Annotated in this window: 18 protein-coding genes; 6 read left to right on the top strand and 12 right to left on the bottom strand. The window is 63.6% G+C overall.

Features of this window, described 5'->3' with window-relative positions:
• Positions 1-11: 11 nt before the first annotated feature.
• Positions 12-1,082, bottom strand: a complete 1,071-nt coding sequence (gene alr / locus PCA31118_RS19295) for an alanine racemase (RefSeq protein WP_150626692.1) — start codon at positions 1,080-1,082, stop codon at positions 12-14.
• A 337-nt stretch (positions 1,083-1,419) separates the two neighbouring features.
• Here alr and lplT point away from each other — a divergent pair, with 337 nt between their 5' ends.
• Both lplT and thiD read left to right on the top strand, forming a co-directional pair.
• Positions 1,420-2,712: a lysophospholipid transporter LplT gene (gene lplT, locus PCA31118_RS19290; protein ID WP_150626691.1), complete on the top strand. Its 1,293-nt coding sequence runs from the start codon at positions 1,420-1,422 to the stop codon at positions 2,710-2,712.
• Position 2,713: 1 nt separating this feature from the next.
• Positions 2,714-3,550 carry a bifunctional hydroxymethylpyrimidine kinase/phosphomethylpyrimidine kinase gene (thiD, locus tag PCA31118_RS19285; protein WP_150626690.1) on the top strand — a complete coding sequence of 279 codons (837 nt, stop codon included), beginning with the start codon at positions 2,714-2,716 and terminating at the stop codon, positions 3,548-3,550.
• 21 nt (positions 3,551-3,571) lie between these two features.
• Here thiD and PCA31118_RS19280 read toward each other — a convergent pair whose 3' ends face one another.
• Genes PCA31118_RS19280 through tsaB form a run of 4 tightly spaced genes read right to left on the bottom strand, consistent with a single transcriptional unit; the run spans position 3,572 to position 7,140 of the window.
• Complete coding sequence (locus PCA31118_RS19280; protein ID WP_174990532.1) at positions 3,572-4,798, bottom strand: DUF1853 family protein; 1,227 nt, start codon at positions 4,796-4,798, stop codon at positions 3,572-3,574.
• Positions 4,759-5,838 carry a uracil-DNA glycosylase gene (locus PCA31118_RS19275; protein ID WP_425495385.1) on the bottom strand — a complete coding sequence of 360 codons (1,080 nt, stop codon included), beginning with the start codon at positions 5,836-5,838 and terminating at the stop codon, positions 4,759-4,761. The genes PCA31118_RS19280 and PCA31118_RS19275 overlap by 40 nt, the downstream gene beginning before the upstream one ends.
• Before the next feature lie 37 nt (positions 5,839-5,875).
• Positions 5,876-6,355 carry a ribosomal protein S18-alanine N-acetyltransferase gene (gene rimI / locus PCA31118_RS19270; RefSeq protein WP_150626687.1) on the bottom strand — a complete coding sequence of 160 codons (480 nt, stop codon included), beginning with the start codon at positions 6,353-6,355 and terminating at the stop codon, positions 5,876-5,878.
• Positions 6,355-7,140: a tRNA (adenosine(37)-N6)-threonylcarbamoyltransferase complex dimerization subunit type 1 TsaB gene (gene tsaB, locus PCA31118_RS19265; RefSeq protein ID WP_150626686.1), complete on the bottom strand. Its 786-nt coding sequence runs from the start codon at positions 7,138-7,140 to the stop codon at positions 6,355-6,357. The genes rimI and tsaB overlap by 1 nt, the downstream gene beginning before the upstream one ends.
• A 435-nt stretch (positions 7,141-7,575) precedes the next feature.
• On the opposite strand from tsaB, the gene PCA31118_RS19260 reads away from it, so the two are divergent.
• Positions 7,576-9,414, top strand: coding sequence for a DEAD/DEAH box helicase (locus PCA31118_RS19260; protein ID WP_150626685.1), 1,839 nt, complete (start codon positions 7,576-7,578; stop codon positions 9,412-9,414).
• A 161-nt stretch (positions 9,415-9,575) separates the two neighbouring features.
• Here the strand turns inward: PCA31118_RS19260 and pip are convergent, their stop codons facing one another.
• Positions 9,576-10,511, bottom strand: coding sequence for a prolyl aminopeptidase (gene pip / locus PCA31118_RS19255; protein WP_246190326.1), 936 nt, complete (start codon positions 10,509-10,511; stop codon positions 9,576-9,578).
• Between the two features lie 372 nt (positions 10,512-10,883).
• Positions 10,884-12,479, bottom strand: a complete 1,596-nt coding sequence (gene aceB, locus PCA31118_RS19250; RefSeq protein ID WP_150626683.1) for a malate synthase A — start codon at positions 12,477-12,479, stop codon at positions 10,884-10,886.
• Positions 12,480-12,744: 265 nt separating this feature from the next.
• On the opposite strand from aceB, the gene PCA31118_RS19245 reads away from it, so the two are divergent.
• Positions 12,745-13,686, top strand: coding sequence for a LysR family transcriptional regulator (locus tag PCA31118_RS19245; RefSeq protein WP_150626682.1), 942 nt, complete (start codon positions 12,745-12,747; stop codon positions 13,684-13,686).
• A 375-nt stretch (positions 13,687-14,061) separates the two neighbouring features.
• Complete coding sequence (locus PCA31118_RS19240; RefSeq protein ID WP_174990539.1) at positions 14,062-14,496, top strand: universal stress protein; 435 nt, start codon at positions 14,062-14,064, stop codon at positions 14,494-14,496.
• A gap of 286 nt (positions 14,497-14,782) precedes the next feature.
• On the opposite strand, the gene aceA is transcribed toward PCA31118_RS19240, so the two are convergent.
• The 3 genes from aceA to PCA31118_RS19225 form a co-directional block, all read right to left on the bottom strand.
• A complete protein-coding gene (aceA, locus tag PCA31118_RS19235) occupies positions 14,783-16,105 on the bottom strand; it encodes an isocitrate lyase (RefSeq protein WP_044455557.1) in 1,323 nt (440 codons plus the stop codon).
• 401 nt (positions 16,106-16,506) lie between these two features.
• Positions 16,507-17,418, bottom strand: coding sequence for a DMT family transporter (locus PCA31118_RS19230; protein ID WP_150626680.1), 912 nt, complete (start codon positions 17,416-17,418; stop codon positions 16,507-16,509).
• Between the two features lie 120 nt (positions 17,419-17,538).
• Positions 17,539-18,003: a gamma-glutamylcyclotransferase family protein gene (locus tag PCA31118_RS19225; protein WP_150626679.1), complete on the bottom strand. Its 465-nt coding sequence runs from the start codon at positions 18,001-18,003 to the stop codon at positions 17,539-17,541.
• 73 nt (positions 18,004-18,076) lie between these two features.
• On the opposite strand from PCA31118_RS19225, the gene PCA31118_RS19220 reads away from it, so the two are divergent.
• Entirely contained in the window at positions 18,077-18,991 is a 915-nt protein-coding gene (locus PCA31118_RS19220; RefSeq protein ID WP_150626678.1) for an AraC family transcriptional regulator, read from the top strand.
• Here PCA31118_RS19220 and PCA31118_RS19215 read toward each other — a convergent pair.
• Entirely contained in the window at positions 18,954-19,820 is an 867-nt protein-coding gene (locus PCA31118_RS19215) for a LytR/AlgR family response regulator transcription factor (protein WP_150626677.1), read from the bottom strand. The genes PCA31118_RS19220 and PCA31118_RS19215 overlap by 38 nt on opposite strands.
• Positions 19,817-21,019: a sensor histidine kinase gene (locus tag PCA31118_RS19210; protein ID WP_150626676.1), complete on the bottom strand. Its 1,203-nt coding sequence runs from the start codon at positions 21,017-21,019 to the stop codon at positions 19,817-19,819. Before PCA31118_RS19210 ends, PCA31118_RS19215 begins: the two co-directional genes overlap by 4 nt.
• Between the last annotated feature and the right edge of the window lie 39 nt (positions 21,020-21,058).

Raw genomic sequence — 21,058 nt, 5'->3', positions numbered from 1 at the left:
TGTGGTGGCACTCAGAAGGCGTGAACCGGCACGCGACGTGCCACGGCACACATCAGTTCATACCCGAGTGTGCCCGCCGATGCCGCGACGTCGTCGATGCAAAGTCCCCGGCCCCACAGCGTCACGGGCGTACCAACGCGTGCCTGGGGCACGGGCGTGAGATCGACGGAGAGCATGTCCATCGATACGCGCCCGATCGTGCGCGTTGGCACGCCATCGACGAGAATCGGCGTGCCGGTGGGGGCCACGCGCGGATAACCGTCCGCATAGCCACACGCGACGGTGCCCACGCGCATTGGTGCATCCGCCGTGAACACGCTGCCGTAGCCGACCGAGCCGCCGGCAGGCACGTCCTGAATGCCGATCAGTTCGCTCTCGAGCGTCATCGTCGGCTGGAGATCGAGTTCGGCGGCCGTGACTTCGAGGCCTTTCGGCGACGAGCCGTAAAGCATGATGCCGGGACGCACCCATGCCCCATGCGCGCCCGGATGAAACAGCGTGGCCGCCGAGTTCGACAGACTGCGCTCGCCGGGCACGTCGCGAGCGCCGCGCTCGAATGCTTCCATCTGATGCGCAATGCCGCGCTCGCCATCGGCATCCGAGAAATGCGTCATGAGCACGATCTGGCTGACGCCCGGAATGGCGCGTGCACGTTCCCAGGCAGCGCGAAAACGATCGGGCGCAAAACCGAGACGGTTCATGCCCGAGTTCATCTTGAGCTGTACGTTGAGCGGCTTGCTCAGACGCGCGGTCTCCAGCATACGCAGCTGTTCGTCGCTATGGACGGTCGTCGTCAGACCGTACTTGTCGACGATCGCGAGATCTTCGGGCTTGAAGAATCCTTCGAGCAACAGAATGGGGCCGGCCCAGCCGAGTTCGCGCAAACGCACCGCTTCCTCGAGGTCGAGCAGGCCGAATCCGTCGGCGTCGCGCAATCCGGGATACGCGTTCTCGATGCCGTGCCCATAGGCATTGGCCTTGACCACAGCCCAGACCTTGGCGTTGGGGGCATGGCGGCGTGCGACGTCGAGATTATGGGCGAGTGCTGCGGTATGAATCGAAACTTTGATTGGACGAGGCATGGCGGGAATCGAATCGTAGGAGAAGCTCGCCAGCACAGGCCGGCGGCATAACGCATCGGCATATTTTCGTGTTATAAAGCCGTGCGCACAACTTGTTTTGCCGAAATCTTTATCCCGATAACAATATCGGTCTCAGACCGAGGGCGACCGGGCGCCCGACACGGGGGCTTCAAGACCGAACATACGGTCCAATAGCGACATTTGCATGGCCGATGAGCGCAGATACCCCTGTGTTTAAGCCCGGTTTCTTCCCGTATGGGTATCCCTGGGGGATACCGCGGATGCCGACAACCGAGACACGCAAGTTTTACGCCGCACGGGATCGACTCAAGTACCGATGAAGAAAGGCTTTTATACCATCATGGCCGCGCAGTTTTTTTCGTCGCTGGCCGACAATGCATTGCTCATTGCTGCAATCGCACTCCTGAAAGATCTGCATTCCCCGCAGTGGATGACACCGCTGCTCAAACTCTTCTTCGTTCTCTCTTACGTCATTCTCGCCGCCTACGTCGGGGCGTTTGCCGACTCGATGCCCAAGGGCAAGGTCATGTTCATCAGCAACTCGATCAAGGTCGCCGGTTGCCTGATGATGTTGTTCGGCTCACATCCGCTCATTGCATACGGCGTAGTGGGATTCGGCGCCGCCGCCTATTCGCCCGCGAAATACGGCATTCTCACCGAGCTGCTTCCCGCCGAACGGCTCGTGGCGGCCAATGGCTGGATTGAAGGACTCACCGTCAGTTCGATCATTCTCGGCACTGTGCTCGGCGGTGCGCTGATCAGTCCGCACATCTCCCAATGGGTGCTGCTTCACACCCCTGAGGTGATCAACTCGCCGGCCATGGCCGCGATGATCGTCATCATGGGGATTTACGTGATCGCGGCACTGTTCAATCTGCGAATTCCCGACACCGGCGCACGCTATGCGCGTCAGGAACGCAACCCGATCAAACTCGTGTCCGATTTCGCCGATTGCTTCGTCACGCTGTGGCGCGACAAGCTTGGCCAGATTTCGCTGGCCGTCACCACGTTGTTCTGGGGCGCCGGCGCCACACTGCAATTCATCGTGCTTCGCTGGGCCGAGAAGGCGCTCGGCATGACGCTCTCCGAAGGGGCGATCCTGCAAGCGGTGTCGGCCGTCGGCGTGGCCATCGGCGCCATCGTCGCCGCCTCGCGCATTCCGCTCAAGCGCTCGCTGTCGGTGCTGCCGGTCGGCATCGCCATGGGCATTGCCGTCATGGCCATGGCCTTCTTCTCGAAGGATCTCCTGCCGTGGGGCACCGAGTGGAAGGTGCCGCTGTATCTGATCATCTCGTACATCTTCCTCATCATCGTGGGCGCGCTCGCAGGTTTCTTCGTGGTCCCGATGAACGCCCTGCTCCAGCACCGCGGTCACGTGCTGCTATCGGCGGGCCACTCCATCGCCGTGCAGAACTTCAACGAGAATCTCTCGGTGCTCATCATGCTGTGCCTCTATGCGCTACTGATCTGGTTCAACGTGCCGGTGGGTGTCGTCATCATTCTGTTCGGTGTTTTCGTCTCAGGCACGATGTGGCTCGTCATGAAGCGTCACCAGGCCAATCAGCGCGAATTCGACTCGGTGGCGCTCATTGGCGAAGTCAAGCATTGATATGAATTTGCCTCAGTCGTCGCACACGTCACCCATTCCCATCGCCCTGACCATTGCCGGCTCCGATTCCGGCGGTGGCGCCGGGATTCAGGCGGACCTCAAGACGTTCTCAGCACTCGGCGCTTACGGCGCCAGCGTGATCACGGCGCTCACCGCACAGAACACGCAGGGTGTTACGGGCATTCACACGCCACCCGCGAGTTTCGTGACGGCGCAAATGGACGCCGTCTTTCAGGATCTGGATGTCGATGCCGTGAAACTCGGCATGCTCGCGAACGCCGACGTTGTACGCGCCGTGGCCGCCGGATTGCGCCAGTACAAGCCCCGGTTCGTGGTACTCGACACGGTCATGATTTCGAAGAGCGGTCACGCGCTGCTGCAACCGGATGCCGTTGCCGCACTGCGCGACGAACTGCTGCCGCTTGCCGATCTGATCACGCCCAACCTCCCGGAAGCCGCTGCGTTGCTGGGCGTGGACGCGGCGACGGATGAGCACGAAATGGAGCGCCAGGCGCAAGCCCTGCGTGCGCTGGGTGCACGCAACGTGCTCGTCAAAGGCGGCCACCTTGCCGGCGATCTCAGCCCCGACTGGCTCGTGAGCGCCGCCGGCGTCGAGCGCTTCACGGCGCCGCGCATTGCCGCGCACAACACGCACGGCACGGGCTGCACGTTGTCTGCCGCGCTCGCAGCACTGCGTCCGCGTCGCAACGACTGGTCGGACACTGTGCGCGACGCCAAGGCCTATCTCAACGGCGCGCTGGCCGCCAGCGACGAGTTGCGCATCGGCAAGGGGATCGGCCCTGTCCACCACTTCCATGCGGTGTGGCGCAAGGACTGACGGCCAGGCATACGACAACGCTCAGATCGACGGGGCACCATCGTCTGCCGTCTGCGCCAGCGCGCGCCGTGCGGCGGCGTCCGCGCGTTCGCGCAGCTCTTCAATGCGGTGCCGCGCACGCGGGGCCCAGAAGTCGGGGACGATGAAGCCGCGCTCGCATTCGAACCAGTCGCTCGCGCCGTCAGCCGGTACGTCACCCCCTTGATCGTTACGTGCGCGTCGCATCAACGACACGATCAACAAGGGTTCTGCAACGCCACGCTCTCGCCAGTGCGACTCGATCCGCACACGCATGGCATCGAGCGGCAGCGCGCCGGACGCCGCCACACGTGCCGGCGCAAGCCAACGCGCACGAGGCAGCATGGCCCACGCCCGAGCTTGCTGCGGCGTTTGCTGTGAAGTGTGTCGTGTCATTCGCTGGGCATGCGCCCACCATTCGTCCAGCGTTGCCCACCAGCCGCGACCGTGCGTCTCGGACGCCACTTGCGGCAACGTCCCGCGCTGCCCCAGCGGATGGAACAACCATCCCTTGAGATACACCTGCGGCAACCACGGCCCGGCAGCAGGCAACGCGCTGCGCGCTGCGTCGAGCGAGGTCAGACGCAATTGATGCCCGAGCAACCTCGCCACCTTGTCGGCGAGACTGTCGGCGAGATTCGGCCCCAGCCAATGAAACTGAATCGCTCGCTCATCGAGCATGGCCGACGCACCCGAGCCGGGTTCCGGTGGGACGAACAGATACAGCTTCACCGCCAGCTCCCAATGCAGCAACTGGCGATCCATACGGCGCGCCAGAAGGAAGTCGCACTCGCCCAGTGTCATGTTGCCGCGACGCGCGTCGCGCACCTGCAAACCCGCCGCAAGCAGGTCGAAGCGTGGATTGTGGAGCAACGCAAAATGCAACAGCTGCTCAGCGTAACGCCCTAACCGGTGACTTTCGCCGCGCGCGAGCATGTCGCGCAACGGTTCCGGATCGGCGTCGCAAGCGAGGAGCCAATCGTGCAGAAAGCGGGAATGGAAGACGGGTTCCGAGATGCCGCTAGGCGTGTCGGGTGGCCCACCCAACGGTGAGGCGACAGCGTCATCGGCCGCTGCCTGCACGCTGTCGAAATGGGCGAGCGCCGCCGGAAACCGCGCGGCGCTCAGCAAATCGGCGGACAACAGCAACCACGCGAGGTCGCGCACTGGCGCCTCGCGCAGGGCTTCGATCAGTTCGCCGTAGGCTTGTTGTCCGGAGTCGTTTCGCACACTGCCTCGTAGGTAGCCCGCGCCAGGCACCAATCCGTCCAGGCCTTGGCCTTGTCGGGCAGACTGCGCAACAGATACGCCGGATGGTATGTCACGATCACCGGCACCCCTTCGTACTCGTGCACACGCCCGCGCAGGCTCGCGATGCTCGCCTGCGTGCGCAGAATGCTCTGCGCCGCGAAGCGCCCCATCACCACGATCACGCGCGGCTTGAGCAGCGCGACCTGTCGCTTCAGATACGGCTCGCAGCTCGCCACTTCATCGGCTTCGGGATCGCGATTGTTCGGCGGTCGGCACTTCAACACGTTCGCGATGTAGACGTTCTCGCCTCGCTTGAGGGCCGATGCACGCAGCATGTTGTCGAGCAGCTTGCCCGCCTGGCCGACAAACGGTTCGCCCTGCAAGTCTTCCTGTTGTCCCGGCGCCTCACCCACCAGCAACCAATCGGCTTCGCGATCGCCAACACCGAACACGGTCTGCGTGCGCTTTTCGCACAGACCGCACAATCGGCAATTGGCGACGCGCTCGGTGAGCGCGTCCCAATCCAGCGTTTCGACACCCGGCAACAGCGCTCGCGACGGCGCCACCTCATGCGCGTCGCGCACGATCGACCAGAGTGCAGCATCGGCGGCGGCATCGCCATCGCCATATCCATCGCTGTCGAGCCACATCGGCACGTCGTCGGGCGGCATGTCAGTGTCACGCCGGTTGCCCGCTCGTGCAGCCGGCGCCGAGGGGGCTTCCCGTCTCGGGGAGGACGACATCGCGCCGTCGAACGCAGCAGCCTGGGAAGCGACTTGTGAAGCGGACTGTGAAGCGGACCGTGAAGCGGCCGGTGAGGCGGATCGCGTCGCTCCTACAGGCGCCACCTCTGACGTCACGTCCCAGGGGGGTAGATCCTTGCTGCGGGCGCCGGGCGAGGACATGGGAGCGGCCAGCGTTGCCACGCCCCCATCATCCTCCAGGCCAACGGCTGCGGCGGACGCCACCATTGCGGCATTCGAAGCCTTCTCAGCATTCGCCACGGCGTCATTGGACATCCACACCGGCCAGAGCCCGAACTCTTCCAGAATCGCTTTAGGCCACGGCACGATCGGTCTCCCAGGACAGGCGCATCACGATAGCGTCCTCACGACGCCCGCTCGCCGGATAGTATCCCTTGCGTCGGCCGATCTGCTCGAAACCGAAACGCTCATAAATGCGCAGTGCGCGCATGTTCGACGGACGCACCTCCAGCAGCACGCCGCCCATGCCCAGCTCTCGCGAGACACGCACCACTTCCTGCAGCAATTGCACGCCCAGCCCGTTGCCCTGCATTTCGGGCGCGACACAGACGTTGAGCAGATGCGACTCGTCGACCACCGGCATCAGCAAAAAATAGCCGAGCAACGTACCGTCGACGGCCCGCAGGCAAACACCAAGGTGCCCCGCGTCGAGCGAGTCGGCGAAGTTCTGACGCGTCCAGGGAAACGGGTACGCCCGCACTTCGACCGCGACGACTTCGTCGAGATCGGCCAGCGTCATGGGCGAATAATGGTTGGGTCCGGCCTGACGCATCAGGACGCCCCCTTGCCGTCGGCCCGAGCCGCATCCGGCGTTGCCGCCTGACTTGCAGCCAGCTTGATCGCCTCGCGCTCAGCCGTCGTTTGCGCCACCTTGTTGCGAATGTAGACGGGCATCGCGCGATCGGCCGCAATGGCCTCGCCTCGCGCAAACGCCCGCGCCGCCAGCTCGGCGACGTAACGGGCGCGCGGCATGGCGTCGGCCAGCACGGCTTGCGCCCGCGTACTCGCATGCAAACGTTCGCCGAAGGCCGTCACCGCGTTACCGGCAACAACGAATTCGGCGTCCGGCGCGCGCACCTGCTCCGCGGCATCGAGCGACGGCGCCTGGATCTCGCGCCAGTCGCCGCAGACGTCGTCCCACTGATAATCGGCCCAATACGCCTCGTTCATGCGTGCATCGAGCGCGACGAGCACGCGCTCGGTACCGACGCGCATGGCACGGGCGGCCTGCGCGCAGGCAAGGAGCGTTCCGACGGGCACTACCGGCAGTCCGGCGCCGAAGGCCAATCCCTGTGCAACGCCGCAAGCGGTGCGCAGCCCGGTAAACGAGCCGGGACCGGCGCCAAACGCGATGGCATCGCATTGCGCCAACGTCACACCGGCCTCGCGAAGCACTTCACGGGCCGCAGGGAGAATATGCGTACTGGAGACGGGGCCGGTATCGAGATGGCGCTCGACGACAAGCGCGCTCGCGTGACTGGCAGGATCATGACGGTACACGGCAACCGAGCAGAACTCGGTCGAGGTGTCGAGGGCGAGAAGCGTAATCGAAGACATGGCGCTATTGTAATCGGGCGCGCGGCGCGCGACCTAGCGAGATCGCATGTGCGCAAGGCATCTCTCAAATCCAGGCGGCACCAGCGCCGCACACCCACAGCAAATCACCGCCCAGCAAGGCTTCTTCACTCCGTGCAAATCCGAACGTGCATTTTCCAAAAAATGGGTATATAATGCGCGCTTCGCCTCGCGGGACCCAACGTAATTCCCGTCTGGCGACGAAAAACCGCGTTTTGCCCCAATCCTGTGATAAGCCGCTGTAGTTCTTGCCGGTACTGGCGTTCTTAGGAACGACCCGCCACCGTCCCCTGGCTTACGATACGGATTTCGATCCGCTTTCTGCCCCATCCGCGATTTGCTTCCTGCTTGCGACGAATTGGGTTTGCCGATTGGCGCCAACGCCCCGACATAACCTTACAATCCGCAAGAGGATTCATGGAACAGCACTCCAAGCTGTCTGCCATCGCGCAGACGTATTTTCCTTCGTCCGAAGAAAACGAAAAGCCCATCGTTGAAGTCGCCAGCGACGACGACGGCAAGCCCACGTTCGCCGAACTCGGCCTGAACGAAGCCATTCTCGCAGCACTGACCACCGCCGGTTACACGCACCCGACGCCCGTGCAGCAGCGCGCGATTCCCGCCGCGCTCGCCGGTCGTGATCTGCTCGTGTCGAGCCCGACGGGCTCCGGCAAGACCGCCGCCTTCATGTTGCCCGCCATCCACCGCTTCGCAGAAATGCAGGCCAAGGGCGAGCTGAACAATCGTGCGCCGGCCGCACACCCGCGCAATCAACCGGCCGCCCCGGGCGAAAAGCCGCGCAAGGGCCAGCGCGTTCGTCGCGTTGCAGCGCAACCGCTGCTGCTCGTGCTCACGCCCACGCGTGAACTGGCGCAACAGGTGTCGACCGCTGCCGATACGTACGGCAAGCAACTGCGCCGTCTGCGCACGGTGAGCATTCTGGGCGGCATGCCCTACCCGCGTCAGCTCGAAATGCTGGCCAAGCAACCCGAAATCATCGTGGCAACGCCGGGCCGTCTGCTCGACCACATCTCCAGCGGCAAGATCGATCTGTCGCAGTTGATGATGCTCGTGCTCGACGAAGCCGACCGCATGCTCGACATGGGCTTCATCGACGACATTCAGACCATCGTCGACGCCACGCCGCAAACGCGCCAGACGCTGCTGTTCTCGGCAACGATCGACGGCCGCATGGGCGAAATCACGCGCCGCCTGCTTCGCGATCCGGAAACCATCGAGATCACGCGCAGCAACGACCAGCGCACCAACGAAAACATCGAGCAAACGCTGCACTATGTGGACGACCGTGCCCACAAGGATCGTCTGCTCACGCACCTGCTCGGCAACGACTCGCTCGATCAGGCCATCGTGTTCACGTCGACCAAGCGCGACGCAGACCTGCTGGCCGACCAACTCGAACAAGCCGGTTTCGACAGCGCAGCACTTCACGGCGACATGCCGCAGGGCGTGCGTAACCGTACGCTGCGCGCCCTGCGCGAGCGCCGTGTTCGCGTGCTCGTGGCGACCGACGTGGCCGCGCGCGGCATCGACGTGCCGGGCATCACGCACGTGTTCAACTATGACTTGCCGAAGTTTGCGGAAGACTACGTCCACCGTATCGGCCGTACGGGCCGTGCCGGTCGTCGTGGCGTGGCCGTGAGCCTCGCGGCACACGCCGAAATCGGCGCCGTGCGTCGCATCGAACGTTATACGCGTCAGCCGCTGCCGGTGAATGTCGTGGCCGGTTTCGAGCCGCGCCGCTCGCCGCCGAAGGCGGGTGCAGGTGGCAAGCGCCCGGGTCAGGGCCGCGGCGGCTACGGCAATCGTGGCAACGGTGGCAATGGCGGTGGTCGCTGGAGCAACAGCGGCCCGCGTCAGGGCAGCGGTGGTTATGGTGGCGACAATGGCGGCTATCAGGGCGGTCAGCGTTTTGGCGGCAACAAGCCGGCCGGTACGTTCGAACGTCGTGAGTCCAGCGGCTATCAGGGCGGGTACCAGCAACGCGACGGTGGCAATGGCGGCAATGGCGGGAGCAATGGCTTCTCGACCGGCGCGTCCACGGACCGCTTCGAGCGTCGTTCGCCGCGCCCGTTCGACGGCAACCGCCAGGACCGCGGCGGCCGTTCGTTCGAAGGCGGCTATCGTCAGGATCGCGGCACGCGCAGCTTCGACGGCCAGCGTCAGGATCGTGGCGGTTACGGCAACCGCAGCACCGGTGGCAACGGTGGCGGCTTCAACAAGCGCCGCGGCGACTAAGCCATCTGAGCGGTCAAATGTCGGCGAGATCTGAATCGCTCGGATCTCGCGCAAAACGACACGCGCCAAGGCGCACAAAAAACCCCTGCACTGACAGTCGTCGATGCAGGGGTTTTTGTTTATCAGCGCTGCAACGGCTTGCGACCCGTCGCTCACGCCCGCTAGTCCGCGCCAAACCGGTCGGTGGACTCGATCAGCCAGTGCAGGATGGTCGGCTCGCTGAAGGCATGCCCCGCGTCCGGCGCCCAGTAGAAATCGGCTTCAGGCCATGCTTTATGCAAATCCCAGGCAGTGCGCGCAGGCGTCGCGATATCGTAGCGGCCCTGCACGATCACGCCGGGAACATCGCGCAAGACATGCGCGCCGCCGATCAGCTGATTGGGCTTGAGAAAGCCATCGTGGACGAAATAGTGATTTTCGATGCGGGCAAATGCAATCGCGTAGTGCGGGTCGCCGAACGCATCGGCAAGCTGATCGTCCGGCAGGAGGGTGATGGTGCTGCCCTCCCACATGCTCCATGCGCGCGCCGCCTCGACACGCACCGCTTCGTCCCGATGCGTGAGTCGCTTCTGATAGGCCCGCATGAGATCGCCGCGCTCTTCGAGGGGAATCGGCGCCAAAAACTTCTCCCAACGATCCGGAAACAACCACGACGCACCTTTCTGGTAGTACCAGTGCACCTCTTCGCGTCGCACCGTAAAGATGCCGCGCACGATCAGTTCGCTCACGCGATCGACGTGCGCCTGCGCATACGCCAGCGCGAGCGTGCTGCCCCACGAGCCGCCGAAGACGAGCCATCGCGCATAGCCGAATTTCGTGCGCAACGCTTCGATATCGTCGACGAGATCCCACGTCGTGTTGTAGTCGAGGCTTGCATGCGGCAACGAGCGCCCGCACCCGCGCTGATCGAAGAGCGTGATGCAGTACTTCGCCGGATCGAACAAGCGTCGATGTTCCGACGAACATCCCCCGCCGGGGCCGCCATGCAGAAACACTGCGGGCTTGCCCTTCGGATTGCCGCAGCGCTCCCAATAGATGCGGTGCCCGTTGCCGACATCGAGCATGCCGCTCTCGAAGGGTTCGATGGGCGGATACAACCCACGCAGCGACGCCGGAATGGCCTCAACGACCTTGCCGGGCCCGCGCGGCAGGCGTGATGACGCAACCGTGCGCGCAGTGGTAGGGTCCGCAACCTCAGGAAGATCGGGAATATCGGGAGACATCGGCATCCTCACGTGAACAATGACCTGGCTTGATACGTCCGAACCATCGGCGCGGACGAGTAGGACGAGGACCACTACGTCAAAGTTCAGTGTAGCGCGGCGCCTCAAACAAGACAAAGCAAGCCAAAAGCAAAATGGGACGATGTCACCATCGTCCCAATGCGGCGTCTTGCCGGACATCGCCCGCGCGAGGCGACTAGCGTCCGAAATATCGCGAAGCCATCAGACCGGCCATCAAACCGACCATTAGACCTCTTCGTACAACGGCAGCGTGAGGAAATCGACGAAATCCTCGCTCGTGCTCATCTGCTCGAAGATCACGGCCGCGCGGTCGTACGTCGGCGCCACCTGCCCCACGAGTTCCTTGATGTTGGCAAGCTCCTGCGGAATCAGCTCGCGCACCAGCTCGGCGGTGACCTTGCGGCCATCTTCGAGCTTGCCCTTCGGCGAGCGAATCCACTGCCACACCTGCGAGCGCGAAATTTCGGCCGTGGCGGCATCTTCCATCAGATTGTGGATGGGCACGCAGCCGTTGCCCGCTAGCCATGCCCCCAGATAGTGGATGCCGACGTTGATGTTGTTGCGCAGCCCCGCTTCCGTGATCGGCGCCTCCGGCTTGAACTCGAGCAGATCACGGCCTTTGATGTTCACGTCGTCGCGCTGCTTGTCGATCTGGTTCGGACGCTCACCCAGCACCTTCACGAACTCTTCCATCGCCACCGGCACGAGCCCCGGATGCGCGACCCAGCCGCCGTCGTAGCCGTCGGTCGCATCGCGCGCCTTGTCGCCACGAATACCGGCCATGGCCTTCTCGTTGGCTTCCGGGTCATGCTTGATGGGAATGAGCGCGCTCATGCCGCCGATGGCCGGCGCGTTGCGGCGATGGCACGTCTTGAGGAGCAACAGTGCGTAAGCGCGCATGAACGGCACCGTCATGTTGATGCGGCTGCGGTCGGCCAGACAGAAGTCGGCGTCGACCTTGAACTTCTTGATGCAAGAGAAGATGTAATCCCAACGGCCGGCGTTCAGGCCCGAACTATGTTCGCGCAGTTCGTACAGGATCTCGTCCATTTCGAATGCCGCGAGAATGGTCTCGACGAGCACCGTGGCCTTGATCGTGCCTTGCGCAATGCCGAGTTCGTTCTGTGCGAACACGAACACGTCGTTCCACAGACGCGCTTCGAGATGGCTCTCCAGCTTCGGCAAATAGTAGTAAGGGCCGAAGCCACGCTCGAGCGATGCCTTGGCGTTGTGAAAGCAATGCAGACCGAAGTCGAACAGGCTGCCCGACATGCGCACGCCGTCCACGCTCACATGCTTCTCGTCCAGATGCCAGCCGCGCGGGCGCACGATCAGCGTGGCGACCTTGTCGTTCAGTCGGTACTGCTTACCGTTTTGTTCGAGACTGATGGTGCCGCGCACCGCGTCGCGCACATTGATGTGACCCTGGAGCTGATTGTGCCAATTCGGCGTATTGGAGTCCTCGAAGTCGGTCATGTAGCTGTCCGCCCCCGAGTTCAGCGCGTTGATGATCATCTTGCGCTCGACCGGCCCCGTGATTTCCACGCGGCGGCATTGCAGCGCCGGCGGCAGCGGCGCAATGCGCCAGTCGCCATCGCGGATCGCCTGCGTCTGCGGCAGAAAGTCGGGCACCTCACCCGCGTCCAGTCGCGCGACCCGAGCTTCACGGGCGGCGAGCAGCGTCTGTCGCTGCGATTCGAACGCGCGGTGCAGCTTGGCGAGGAAAGCCAGCGCGTCAGGCGTCAGGATGGCTTCGTATTCGGCACGGATATCGGCGGCGTCGACATGCAGTTGCATGCCGGGGGGCAAAGTCAAAGGCATCAGGGATCTCCAACAGCTTGATTTATATAAGGCGTGCGCCGCAAGGAAGACATCAGGGGCTTTGCACTGGGCCTGCCACCTCGTCGGGTGTGTCAGGCGCGCACTCCTGGCAATGCCTAGAACCACAGGAACCATAGGGGAAACAGGGGAAACAGAGGAAACAGGGTCCGGCAGCATTGACGATCAATTTTATTATTGAAGCCAATCATCATAAAGATGCATGAAAATCACTTTATCTATGACTTTTTAGTACATAATCCGCGTCATGGACCGCTTCAAACAAATCGAAACCTTCGTCGCTGTCGCTGCCAAAGGCAGCCTGTCGGCGGCAGCCACGCTCGAAGGCGTGGCACCGGCTGTCATCGGGCGACGTATCGACGCGCTGGAGTACCGGCTGGGCGTCAAGTTGCTCGTGCGCACGACCCGCCGCGTCACGCTCACGTTCGAAGGATCGGCGTTTCTGGAGGAGTGCCAGCGGATTCTCAACGACATGCACAACGCAGAAGCTGCCGTGTCGGCCGGTGGCGTGAAGGCCAGCGGCCACCTCCGGCTCTCGGCCCCGGCCGGGTTCGGACGGCGGCACGTGGCTCCCCTGCTGCCGCTGTTCATCGAAGCGCATCCGGATGTGAGCGCGACACTCGATCTCTCCGACCGGCTGGTAGATCTGGTCAACGAGGGCTTCGACTGCGCCATTCGACTCGGCGAATTGCCCGACTCCAGTCTCGTATCGGTGCGGCTGGGGGATAACCGGCGCGTCTGCGTGGCGGCCCCCGCCTATCTGGCAAAGCACGGGCGTCCCGAATCGCTGGAGGCGCTGGCCCGCCACAACTGCCTCGCCTTCGGCTCGACCGCCAACCAGCAACGCGGCTGGACCTTCGCGCAGGATGGCAAGGTCGTCACCATCCGCGTGAACGGCACGATGGAATGTACCGACGGCGCCGTTCTGCACGACTGGTGTCTGGACGGCTACGGACTGGCATGGCGCTCCTGGTGGGAAGTCGGCGACGATATTCGCGCCGGTCGTCTGGTCACCGTGCTGGATGCGTTCGCCGCCCCGCCCATCGGTATTCACGCCGTCTTTGCACAACGTCGGCATTTGCCGCTGCGTGTGCGTCTGTTCATCGACCACCTCAAGCATCACTACAGCAGCTCGGCGTATTGGCAGGACGATATGCCGGATGGCGCGGCGACCCCCGCGTCGTTGTGACGCACGCCGGCGCTGCGCGCCCACAGGAACGATTGTCACCGAAGGCGCGTCTTACCATCGAGGACGGCACGACCGGACGACACGACTAGCACGCGCACACGCAAATCCACAGCATGCCGATGCACCGGCTTTGGGCCTGACGGAGGACTTCGGCGACAACACAGCGAAGGGTACGCGCCCATGTCGGGTTTGCCCCTGTTGTTGCAGCGCGCCGAAGCCATAGAATCGAAGCGAGAGGTTCGCGGGCGATGCCATGGATATTCGGATGCACCGATGGCAGCGCGAGCAGCATAGCGCGGACCGGGTGCAAGACCGTGATACCTGCGCGAGCCTGTGAACGCGTGTTCAGCAACGCCAACTGCGGGAGGTCATATGTTGTTTACCCACATCCTCATTCCGACCGACGGCTCGGAACTCTCCGAAAAAGCCGTCACGGGTGGACTGGAATTGGCGCGTGCCCTCAATGCCAGAGTCACCGGCTATTGTTGTCTTGCCGAGTACCCTTACTCCCCGTTCAGCGAATATGTGCTCGAAGCACCGGCCACGTTCAGCGAACGGATTGCCGAAGAAGCTTGCGCGCATCTGGACGAACTGGCGAAGGCCGCTGCCGCAGCGGGTGTGCCTTTCGAGCGTGACAGTTCCACCTTTCCTGCGCCGTATCTGGGCATCATCGATGCCGCCGAGCGCCACGGCTGCGACGTCATCCTGATGGCATCCCATGGTCGACGCGGCCTTACCAGCTTGCTGCTCGGCAGTGAGACACAACGCGTTCTGGTGCACTCCAAGATCCCGGTGCTCGTCTATCGGTGACACCGAGCGAGCGTGGAGTCGGTACGCGGTGGCCGCGACAACGCGCGCATCGTGCCGAAAAAACCGTTGGCCGCACATGAAAAAAGGCCCACGAGCCGGATAAGCTCGCGGGCCTTTTCTCGTTCAGGCGTGCAACGCAACCCTCACCGCGACGGGAACGCCGTCAGGGCTGCCCCGGCCGGATAAGCCGGACGCGCGGTCCGAACACGACACCTCCCACGTGCCGACGACGTGCCCCCACGCGCATCGCCGGCCTGTGGGCGCGTCGCGCCCTCCCTCAGCCCTGTCAGGCTGCCTTGACCTGCGCCTTCTTCTCGTCGAAGAACTGTTCGTCCTCCGTCGAACCCTTCAGGGCCGTGGTCGACGCATCACGCTCGATCGTTTGCGTAACGGCATCGAAGTAGCCCGTACCCACCTCGCGCTGGTGCTTGACTGCCGTGAAGCCCTTGTCGGCAGCCGCGAACTCGGCTTCCTGCAACTCGACGAAGGCGCTCATCTGACGGCGGGCGTAGCCGTGCGCCAGATTGAACATCGAGTAGTTCAGGCTGTGGAAGCCGGCCAGCGTGATGAACTGGAACTTGTAGCCCATCGCACCGAGTTCCTTCTGGAACTTGGCGATGGTCGCGTCGTCGAGGTTCTTCTTCCAGTTGAACGACGGCGAGCAGTTATACGAAAGCATCTTGCCCGGGAAGTGCTTGTGGATGCCTTCGGCGAATTGCTTGGCGAATTCGAGGTCCGGCTTGCCCGTCTCGCACCACACCAGATCCGCATAAGGCGCATAGGCCAGACCGCGAGCGATGGCCTGATCCAGACCGTTGCGCGTGCGGTAGAAGCCTTCGACCGTGCGCTCGCCCGTGCAGAACGGCTGGTCGAGCGGATCGACGTCGGCCGTGATCAGATCGGCCGCTTCAGCGTCCGTACGGGCGATGAGTACCGTCGGCACACCGAGTACGTCAGCCGCCAGACGCGCCGCCACGAGCTTGGCCACGGCTTCGCGCGTCGGCACGAGCACCTTGCCGCCCATGTGGCCGCACTTCTTGACCGAAGCGAGTTGGTCCTCGAAGTGCACGCCGCCGGCGCCCGCTTCGATCATCGCCTTCATCAGTTCGAAGGCGTTCAGCACGCCACCGAAGCCCGCTTCCGCGTCGGCCACGATCGGTGCGAAATAGTCGATGTAGCCTTCGTCGCCCGGATTCTTGCCTTCCGACCATTGAATCTGGTCGGCACGCGTGAACGTGTTGTTGATGCGGCGCACGACTTGCGGCACCGAGTTTGCCGGATACAACGACTGATCCGGATACATTTCACCGGCCAGGTTCGCATCGCCCGCCACTTGCCAGCCCGACAGGTAGATCGCTTCGAGGCCCGCCTTGACCTGCTGCATGGCCTGATTGCCGGTGAGCGCACCGAGCGCGTTCACGAACGGCTTCTCATTGATCAGGCTCCACAGGCGCTCGGCGCCACGACGGGCCAGCGTCTGTTCCGGCTGAATCGAGCCACGCAGGCGCACGACATCTTCAGCCGAGTAGCCACGCTTGATACCCTTCCAGCGCGGGTTGGTCGCCCAGTCCTGCTCGAGTTGCTTCACTTGCTCTTGGCGCGTCGTCATGATGATCTCTCCTGGTTTCTCGATACAAATAAAAAGGGGTGACTCTTTGCTGCCGTGGGATCGTCGCCGCTGCGGTTGACCGCATTTTGCGTCTCCAAATCGGCAGGTCTTGTATAAGAGTTTAGGGATTTCTCACGCAACGCAACAGAACGAATCAGGGTGTAGATGAAAGTTTTTTGACGTTTAAATTCAAATACTTATAAAAATATTTTCTTGATGTGAAATGTAATTTCCCTTCCTGAAATTGCGCCGTTGTGCCGAGCAGCGCAAATTTTTACGGATCGCAAAGACATTCCACATCATGAAAAAAAGGCCGATGACATCGGTCATCGGCCTCACAGAGGGCGCAGAGGGGTCGGTGCGCGCCGCCCGGAAGCGTCGGCGCACACAGTCGGCTATCGCTACGAGGCCGCGCCGCTGGTGGAGGGCGCGACCTTCGGCGGCTTGCACACGAGCCAGACCGCCAGTGCGATGAAGCATCCACCGAAGACGTGCGCCATCGTGACCGCTTCATTCAGGAACAACGCGCCCCACAGTACGCCGAACGGCGGGATCAGGAAGGTGACGGTCAGCGAGCGCAGCGGCCCGAGATCGGCGATCAATCGGAAGAACAACATATAGGCGAGCGCGCTGCACAAAAAGCCGAGCGCCGCCATCGCCGCCCATACCCCGCCGGTCGCAGGGCCGGGAATGCCGGACGTGGCCGATACGTAGCCGAAAAACGGCAGCAGTACGACCGACGCGCCCAACTGGCTTCCGAACGCAACGAGCTTGGCATCGAGACCGCCCCGCTCGGTGATCCAGCGCTTGGTGAGATAGCCGGCCAGACCGTAGCAGGACGTGGCGACCAGACAGGCAAGCGCGCCCATCACCACGGGCGCCGACATGGTGACCGGTCCGGTGCGCGTGAGCACCGCCACGCCGACCAAACCGAGCACTACGCCCCAGCTCTTGGCACTCGTCAGACGTTCACGGAAAAACAGCGTTCCGATGACGACACCCATCAATGGCGTGGTCGCGTTGAGAATGGCCGAGTACCCGGCCGGCAGCACCCGCGCGGCGAGGCAGTACATCACGAACGGGATGCCGGAGTTGATGACACCGAGCAGCATCGACGCCCCCAGCAGCCCTTTGAACTCCCAACGAACGCGCATCGCGAGCAGAATGACTGCCAGACCGATGGCGCCTAACGTGACGCGAAAGAACGCCGTGGGCAACGGCCCGAGCGCAGGCACGATGATGCGCATGAAAAGAAAGCTCGCTCCCCAGATAGCGGAGAGCGTGAGCAAGCGGGCGATATCGGATGAACGCATGGTCGGAAGGACGGCGCAGACGACGTCCTGAAAGCATCGGGATGTGCGAATCCTCCCACATCGACGCAGTCAGCGCTGGTCATAATCGGACATCGCGGCCATCGCCCGATCAGGTTGCGCTCAGGCGGCACTCGCCTCCCGGGCACGGCGATACGCGACCCAGTCACCGCCCGGAATCTGGGGCAAGTGGCTCACGGCAGAGGCGCTCACCGGGTAGACGATGCACGGGTACGTCGCGCCTTCGCACGCAACGTCGTGCACCTCCCGAACGAACAACCCCGCCTCACCGGGATAGACCGCCTCGATTTCATCGAGCACGGGGATCAGCGCCGCCGGAATTCGATAGACGTCGCCCGTGACCGACGCCTCCACACCGGGCACCATGCCGGGGTAGCTGCCGAAGTCGTATAGCCGCCCGCCCACCGTGCATGTGCCGATGTATACGGGCGCGCCAATGCCGTGGCGTTCGGCTGCGCGCATCATGTCGTTGATTTCGCCCGCCCGAAGGGTGCCGTAGACAAACACATGCACGGCGCCGTTTTGACGGTCGCCGGTGTCGGGAAGATCATGGGCTGCGTTGGTCATTGCGGGGGTCCGGATCGAAGGTGACAGGCAACGAGTTTACACTTACAAAAATCCCAATTGTCACGGTCCCGCCATGCCGAATCTTGCGTCCGATCCGTTCGATTCGCCCACTGCGTCTACGTCGCCCGCTGCTGTCACGCCCCCGGAGCCGACCCTCGCCGCGCATAACGCGCCCGACAGTTATGTCGTGCCCGATGCCTTCACGCCAACGCAAGCGCGTCCGGTACGGTTGCGTGCGCGCGCGTTGCGCGACGGCATTCGCGTGCCCAATCACCGCCACGCCTGGGCGCAGGTCGCCTACACGCCGCGCGGCGTCATCCAGATCGCGGTCGCCGACGCCGCCTGGATCGTGCCGCCATCACGTGCGATCTGGATTCCCCCCGACATCGAACACAGTCTGCTGGTCAACGAGCCCTCGTATCTGCGCACGTTGTATGTGCATCCCGAGGTCATCCCGCCCGGCCTCGATCACTGCCGTGTCGTGGAAGTCTCGCCGTTACTGCGTGAGCTGATCGCCGCCATCGACGTGCCCGCCGCCGACCTCGACGCGCCGCGCGAACACATGCTCGGCGGCCTGATTCTGGACGAACTGCGTCGCGCCTCCCCGCTGCCGCTCGAAGTGCCGCTGCCGCGCGACAAGCGCCTGCTCACGCTGTGCAACGCCATGCTGGCCGACCCTGCGCGCGCCTGGACACTCGACCAATGGGCAAGATACGCCGGCGCGAGCCCACGGACCATCGGGCGCCTGTTCCGGCAGGAACTGAACATGAGCTTCGTGCAGTGGCGTCAGCAGGCAGTGCTCGCCCAGGCGATACCGCTCGCATCGAAGGGATATCCGCTCGCCCGCATTGCACGCGAGCTGGGGTATCGAAGCCAGAGCGCCTTTTCCGCGATGTTCAAACGCACCTTCGGACGCACCCCGACCGACTTCTTCGCCACCGTCCCGGACACTACATCTGCCGGAACAAGTGGGCGTATTGACGACTGACCGCCACCCGGTCCTTGCGTCGCTTGAGCTTGAGCGTCAGCCGCCCGAGGGGCGTGTGCTGGGCGCTTACCACCTCGCCCACGTTCACGACCGTGCTGCGGTGCACCTGCCAGAATCGCGACGGATCGAGTTGCGGCAATAGCTCGCGCAGGCTGGTGCGAATCAACAGATCGCCGTCGGCGGTGGCCACCACCACGTACTTGTCCGCCGCTTCGAAAAAGCAGATCTCTTCGACGGGCACGATACGAATTTCGTCGCGAACGGACGCGCGCACGAATTGCAGATAGTCGCGGGGTACAGACGAAGCGACAGGCGACGGGGCCACCGACGGGGCCACCGAAGCGACCGCCGGGGTCGTAACGTTCGTGCCGTCCGTAGCGCGAGTCGTCGAAGGGGCGGCGTCGAGATGCGCACGCAGCGTCGTCAAGAGTTGCGTGAGCGTATCCTCGCCCGGCCGCGACAGGCGCTCCTGAACCCGCGCCACCGTTCGCGCGAGCCGCTCAGGCTCGACGGGCTTGAGCAGATAATCCACTGCGGCGGCATCGAAGGCGTCGAGCGCAAAGCGGTCGAATGCCGTGACGAAAACGATTTGCGGCGCACGCGTCAGGCGCGCGCACGCACGTGCGACCTCGATGCCGGTCGCGCCCGGCATCGAGACGTCGAGAAACACGACATCCGGATTCGACTGCGCAATGGCGGCAATGGCCGACGTGCCGTCAGGCGCGACAGGCAGCACGTGCAGCGCGGGCCATGCCTGCGCCAGCATGGCGCGCAGCGCGTCGGCAAGCAACGGTTCGTCTTCGGCGATCAGGGCGACGGGGGATGTCATGCATCTACTCTCTGCGACTGGAAATCGTTGTCCTTGCGCTGCCCGGTGGACACCACAGGCAAACGCAAACTCGCGACAACACCACGCGGCACGCCCTCGGTGAGCGTGAGGCGCGCGTCGTCCCCGTAGAGCACGCGCAGGCGCGCCCGGATATTCGTCAGGCCGATGCCGCTACCGACGGCGCGCTCCGCAGCGCGCCCCATGCCCGCTTGCGCAAACCCGGCACCGTCGTCTTCGACGCGCACCACCACATACGCCTTATCGGACGCGGCGCGCTCCAACCGGGCGCTGACGGCGACCGTCGCCCCCGCCGCGAGCGGCTCGACGCCATGCTTGACGGCGTTCTCCACGAGCGGCTGCACGAGCATGGGGGGCAGACACAGCGTTCGGCACGCCTGCGGCAGATCGAACGTATAACGCAGACGCTCGCCAAAACGCACTTTCTGAATCGCCAGCAAGGCGTCGAGCAGCGCAAACTCTTCGGCCAACGTTGTCGTTTGCGCGCGCGTCGCCGCAAGGGAGGCCCGCAGAAAACGATTGAGATGACCGAGCAAATGCCTCGCCCGGGTTGGATCACTCGCAATCAGCGAATCGAGGTTGGCGAGCACGTTGAATAGAAAATGCGGCTCCAGTTGTGCCTGAAGCGTCTGAAGCCGGGCGAGGACCAACTGACGGTCTGCGGCGGCTTCGCGAAGTGCCTGCTGCGCCGTGGCTTCCCGCAACTGGGAAATCCGGGCCTGCGACCATCCGTGATAACTGCCGATGGCTGTCGCGATCAGCGCGACGAGCAAGACGGCGGGAAGCGCATGCCCGTTGACCGGACGCCACATCGAGATTGGCAGCCCCAGCAGCGCCGTTCCCAGCGCGATCCCGACGGCCAGCCCTGCCACACATCCGAGCACCACGAGCCCCAGGAACCACGGCATCGATGGCCTGGCGTCGCGCCAGATCAGTCGGCGTCCACCGTCCACGAAGACGGCGATCGCCACCCCGATGCATTGCGCAAACACTAGGTTGTGCACGAATGCGCCACCGAAGCCGATAAACGAGAGCAATCCCGCGATCAACGTGTTGAACAGCAATACCCCGGCAATCTCGCGGAAAAAACGCTGCCACAGGCCACGCGTCGGCGCGTCGGGGGCCGTCTGAACGGCTTGCATGGATTGCGGTGTTTTCATCGTCGACGTCAATGGCGCCATGGTGATGGTCCGCCGGTGGTTAAGGTGTCGCGGACATGA

The sequence above is a fragment of the Pandoraea captiosa genome (assembly GCF_902459775.1).
In the GTDB taxonomy this organism is placed as follows: domain Bacteria; phylum Pseudomonadota; class Gammaproteobacteria; order Burkholderiales; family Burkholderiaceae; genus Pandoraea; species Pandoraea captiosa.
This window is presented reverse-complemented; position numbering and strand designations above follow the sequence as displayed.

Excerpts from the sequence above, each read along its gene's own strand:
- PCA31118_RS19210 (WP_150626676.1), bottom strand. The coding sequence starts at position 21,019 with ATGGCGCCATTGACGTCGACGATGAAAACACCGCAATCCATGCAAGCC.
- rimI (WP_150626687.1), bottom strand. The coding sequence starts at position 6,355 with ATGCGTCAGGCCGGACCCAACCATTATTCGCCCATGACGCTGGCCGAT.
- aceA (WP_044455557.1), bottom strand. The coding sequence starts at position 16,105 with ATGACGACGCGCCAAGAGCAAGTGAAGCAACTCGAGCAGGACTGGGCG.
- PCA31118_RS19245 (WP_150626682.1), top strand. The coding sequence starts at position 12,745 with ATGGACCGCTTCAAACAAATCGAAACCTTCGTCGCTGTCGCTGCCAAA.
- PCA31118_RS19275 (WP_425495385.1), bottom strand. The coding sequence starts at position 5,838 with ATGTCCAATGACGCCGTGGCGAATGCTGAGAAGGCTTCGAATGCCGCA.
- aceB (WP_150626683.1), bottom strand. The coding sequence starts at position 12,479 with ATGCCTTTGACTTTGCCCCCCGGCATGCAACTGCATGTCGACGCCGCC.
- tsaB (WP_150626686.1), bottom strand. The coding sequence starts at position 7,140 with ATGTCTTCGATTACGCTTCTCGCCCTCGACACCTCGACCGAGTTCTGC.
- PCA31118_RS19230 (WP_150626680.1), bottom strand. The coding sequence starts at position 17,418 with ATGCGTTCATCCGATATCGCCCGCTTGCTCACGCTCTCCGCTATCTGG.
- PCA31118_RS19225 (WP_150626679.1), bottom strand. The coding sequence starts at position 18,003 with ATGACCAACGCAGCCCATGATCTTCCCGACACCGGCGACCGTCAAAAC.
- PCA31118_RS19215 (WP_150626677.1), bottom strand. The coding sequence starts at position 19,820 with ATGACATCCCCCGTCGCCCTGATCGCCGAAGACGAACCGTTGCTTGCC.
- PCA31118_RS19260 (WP_150626685.1), top strand. The coding sequence starts at position 7,576 with ATGGAACAGCACTCCAAGCTGTCTGCCATCGCGCAGACGTATTTTCCT.
- PCA31118_RS19220 (WP_150626678.1), top strand. The coding sequence starts at position 18,077 with ATGCCGAATCTTGCGTCCGATCCGTTCGATTCGCCCACTGCGTCTACG.
- lplT (WP_150626691.1), top strand. The coding sequence starts at position 1,420 with ATGAAGAAAGGCTTTTATACCATCATGGCCGCGCAGTTTTTTTCGTCG.
- thiD (WP_150626690.1), top strand. The coding sequence starts at position 2,714 with ATGAATTTGCCTCAGTCGTCGCACACGTCACCCATTCCCATCGCCCTG.
- alr (WP_150626692.1), bottom strand. The coding sequence starts at position 1,082 with ATGCCTCGTCCAATCAAAGTTTCGATTCATACCGCAGCACTCGCCCAT.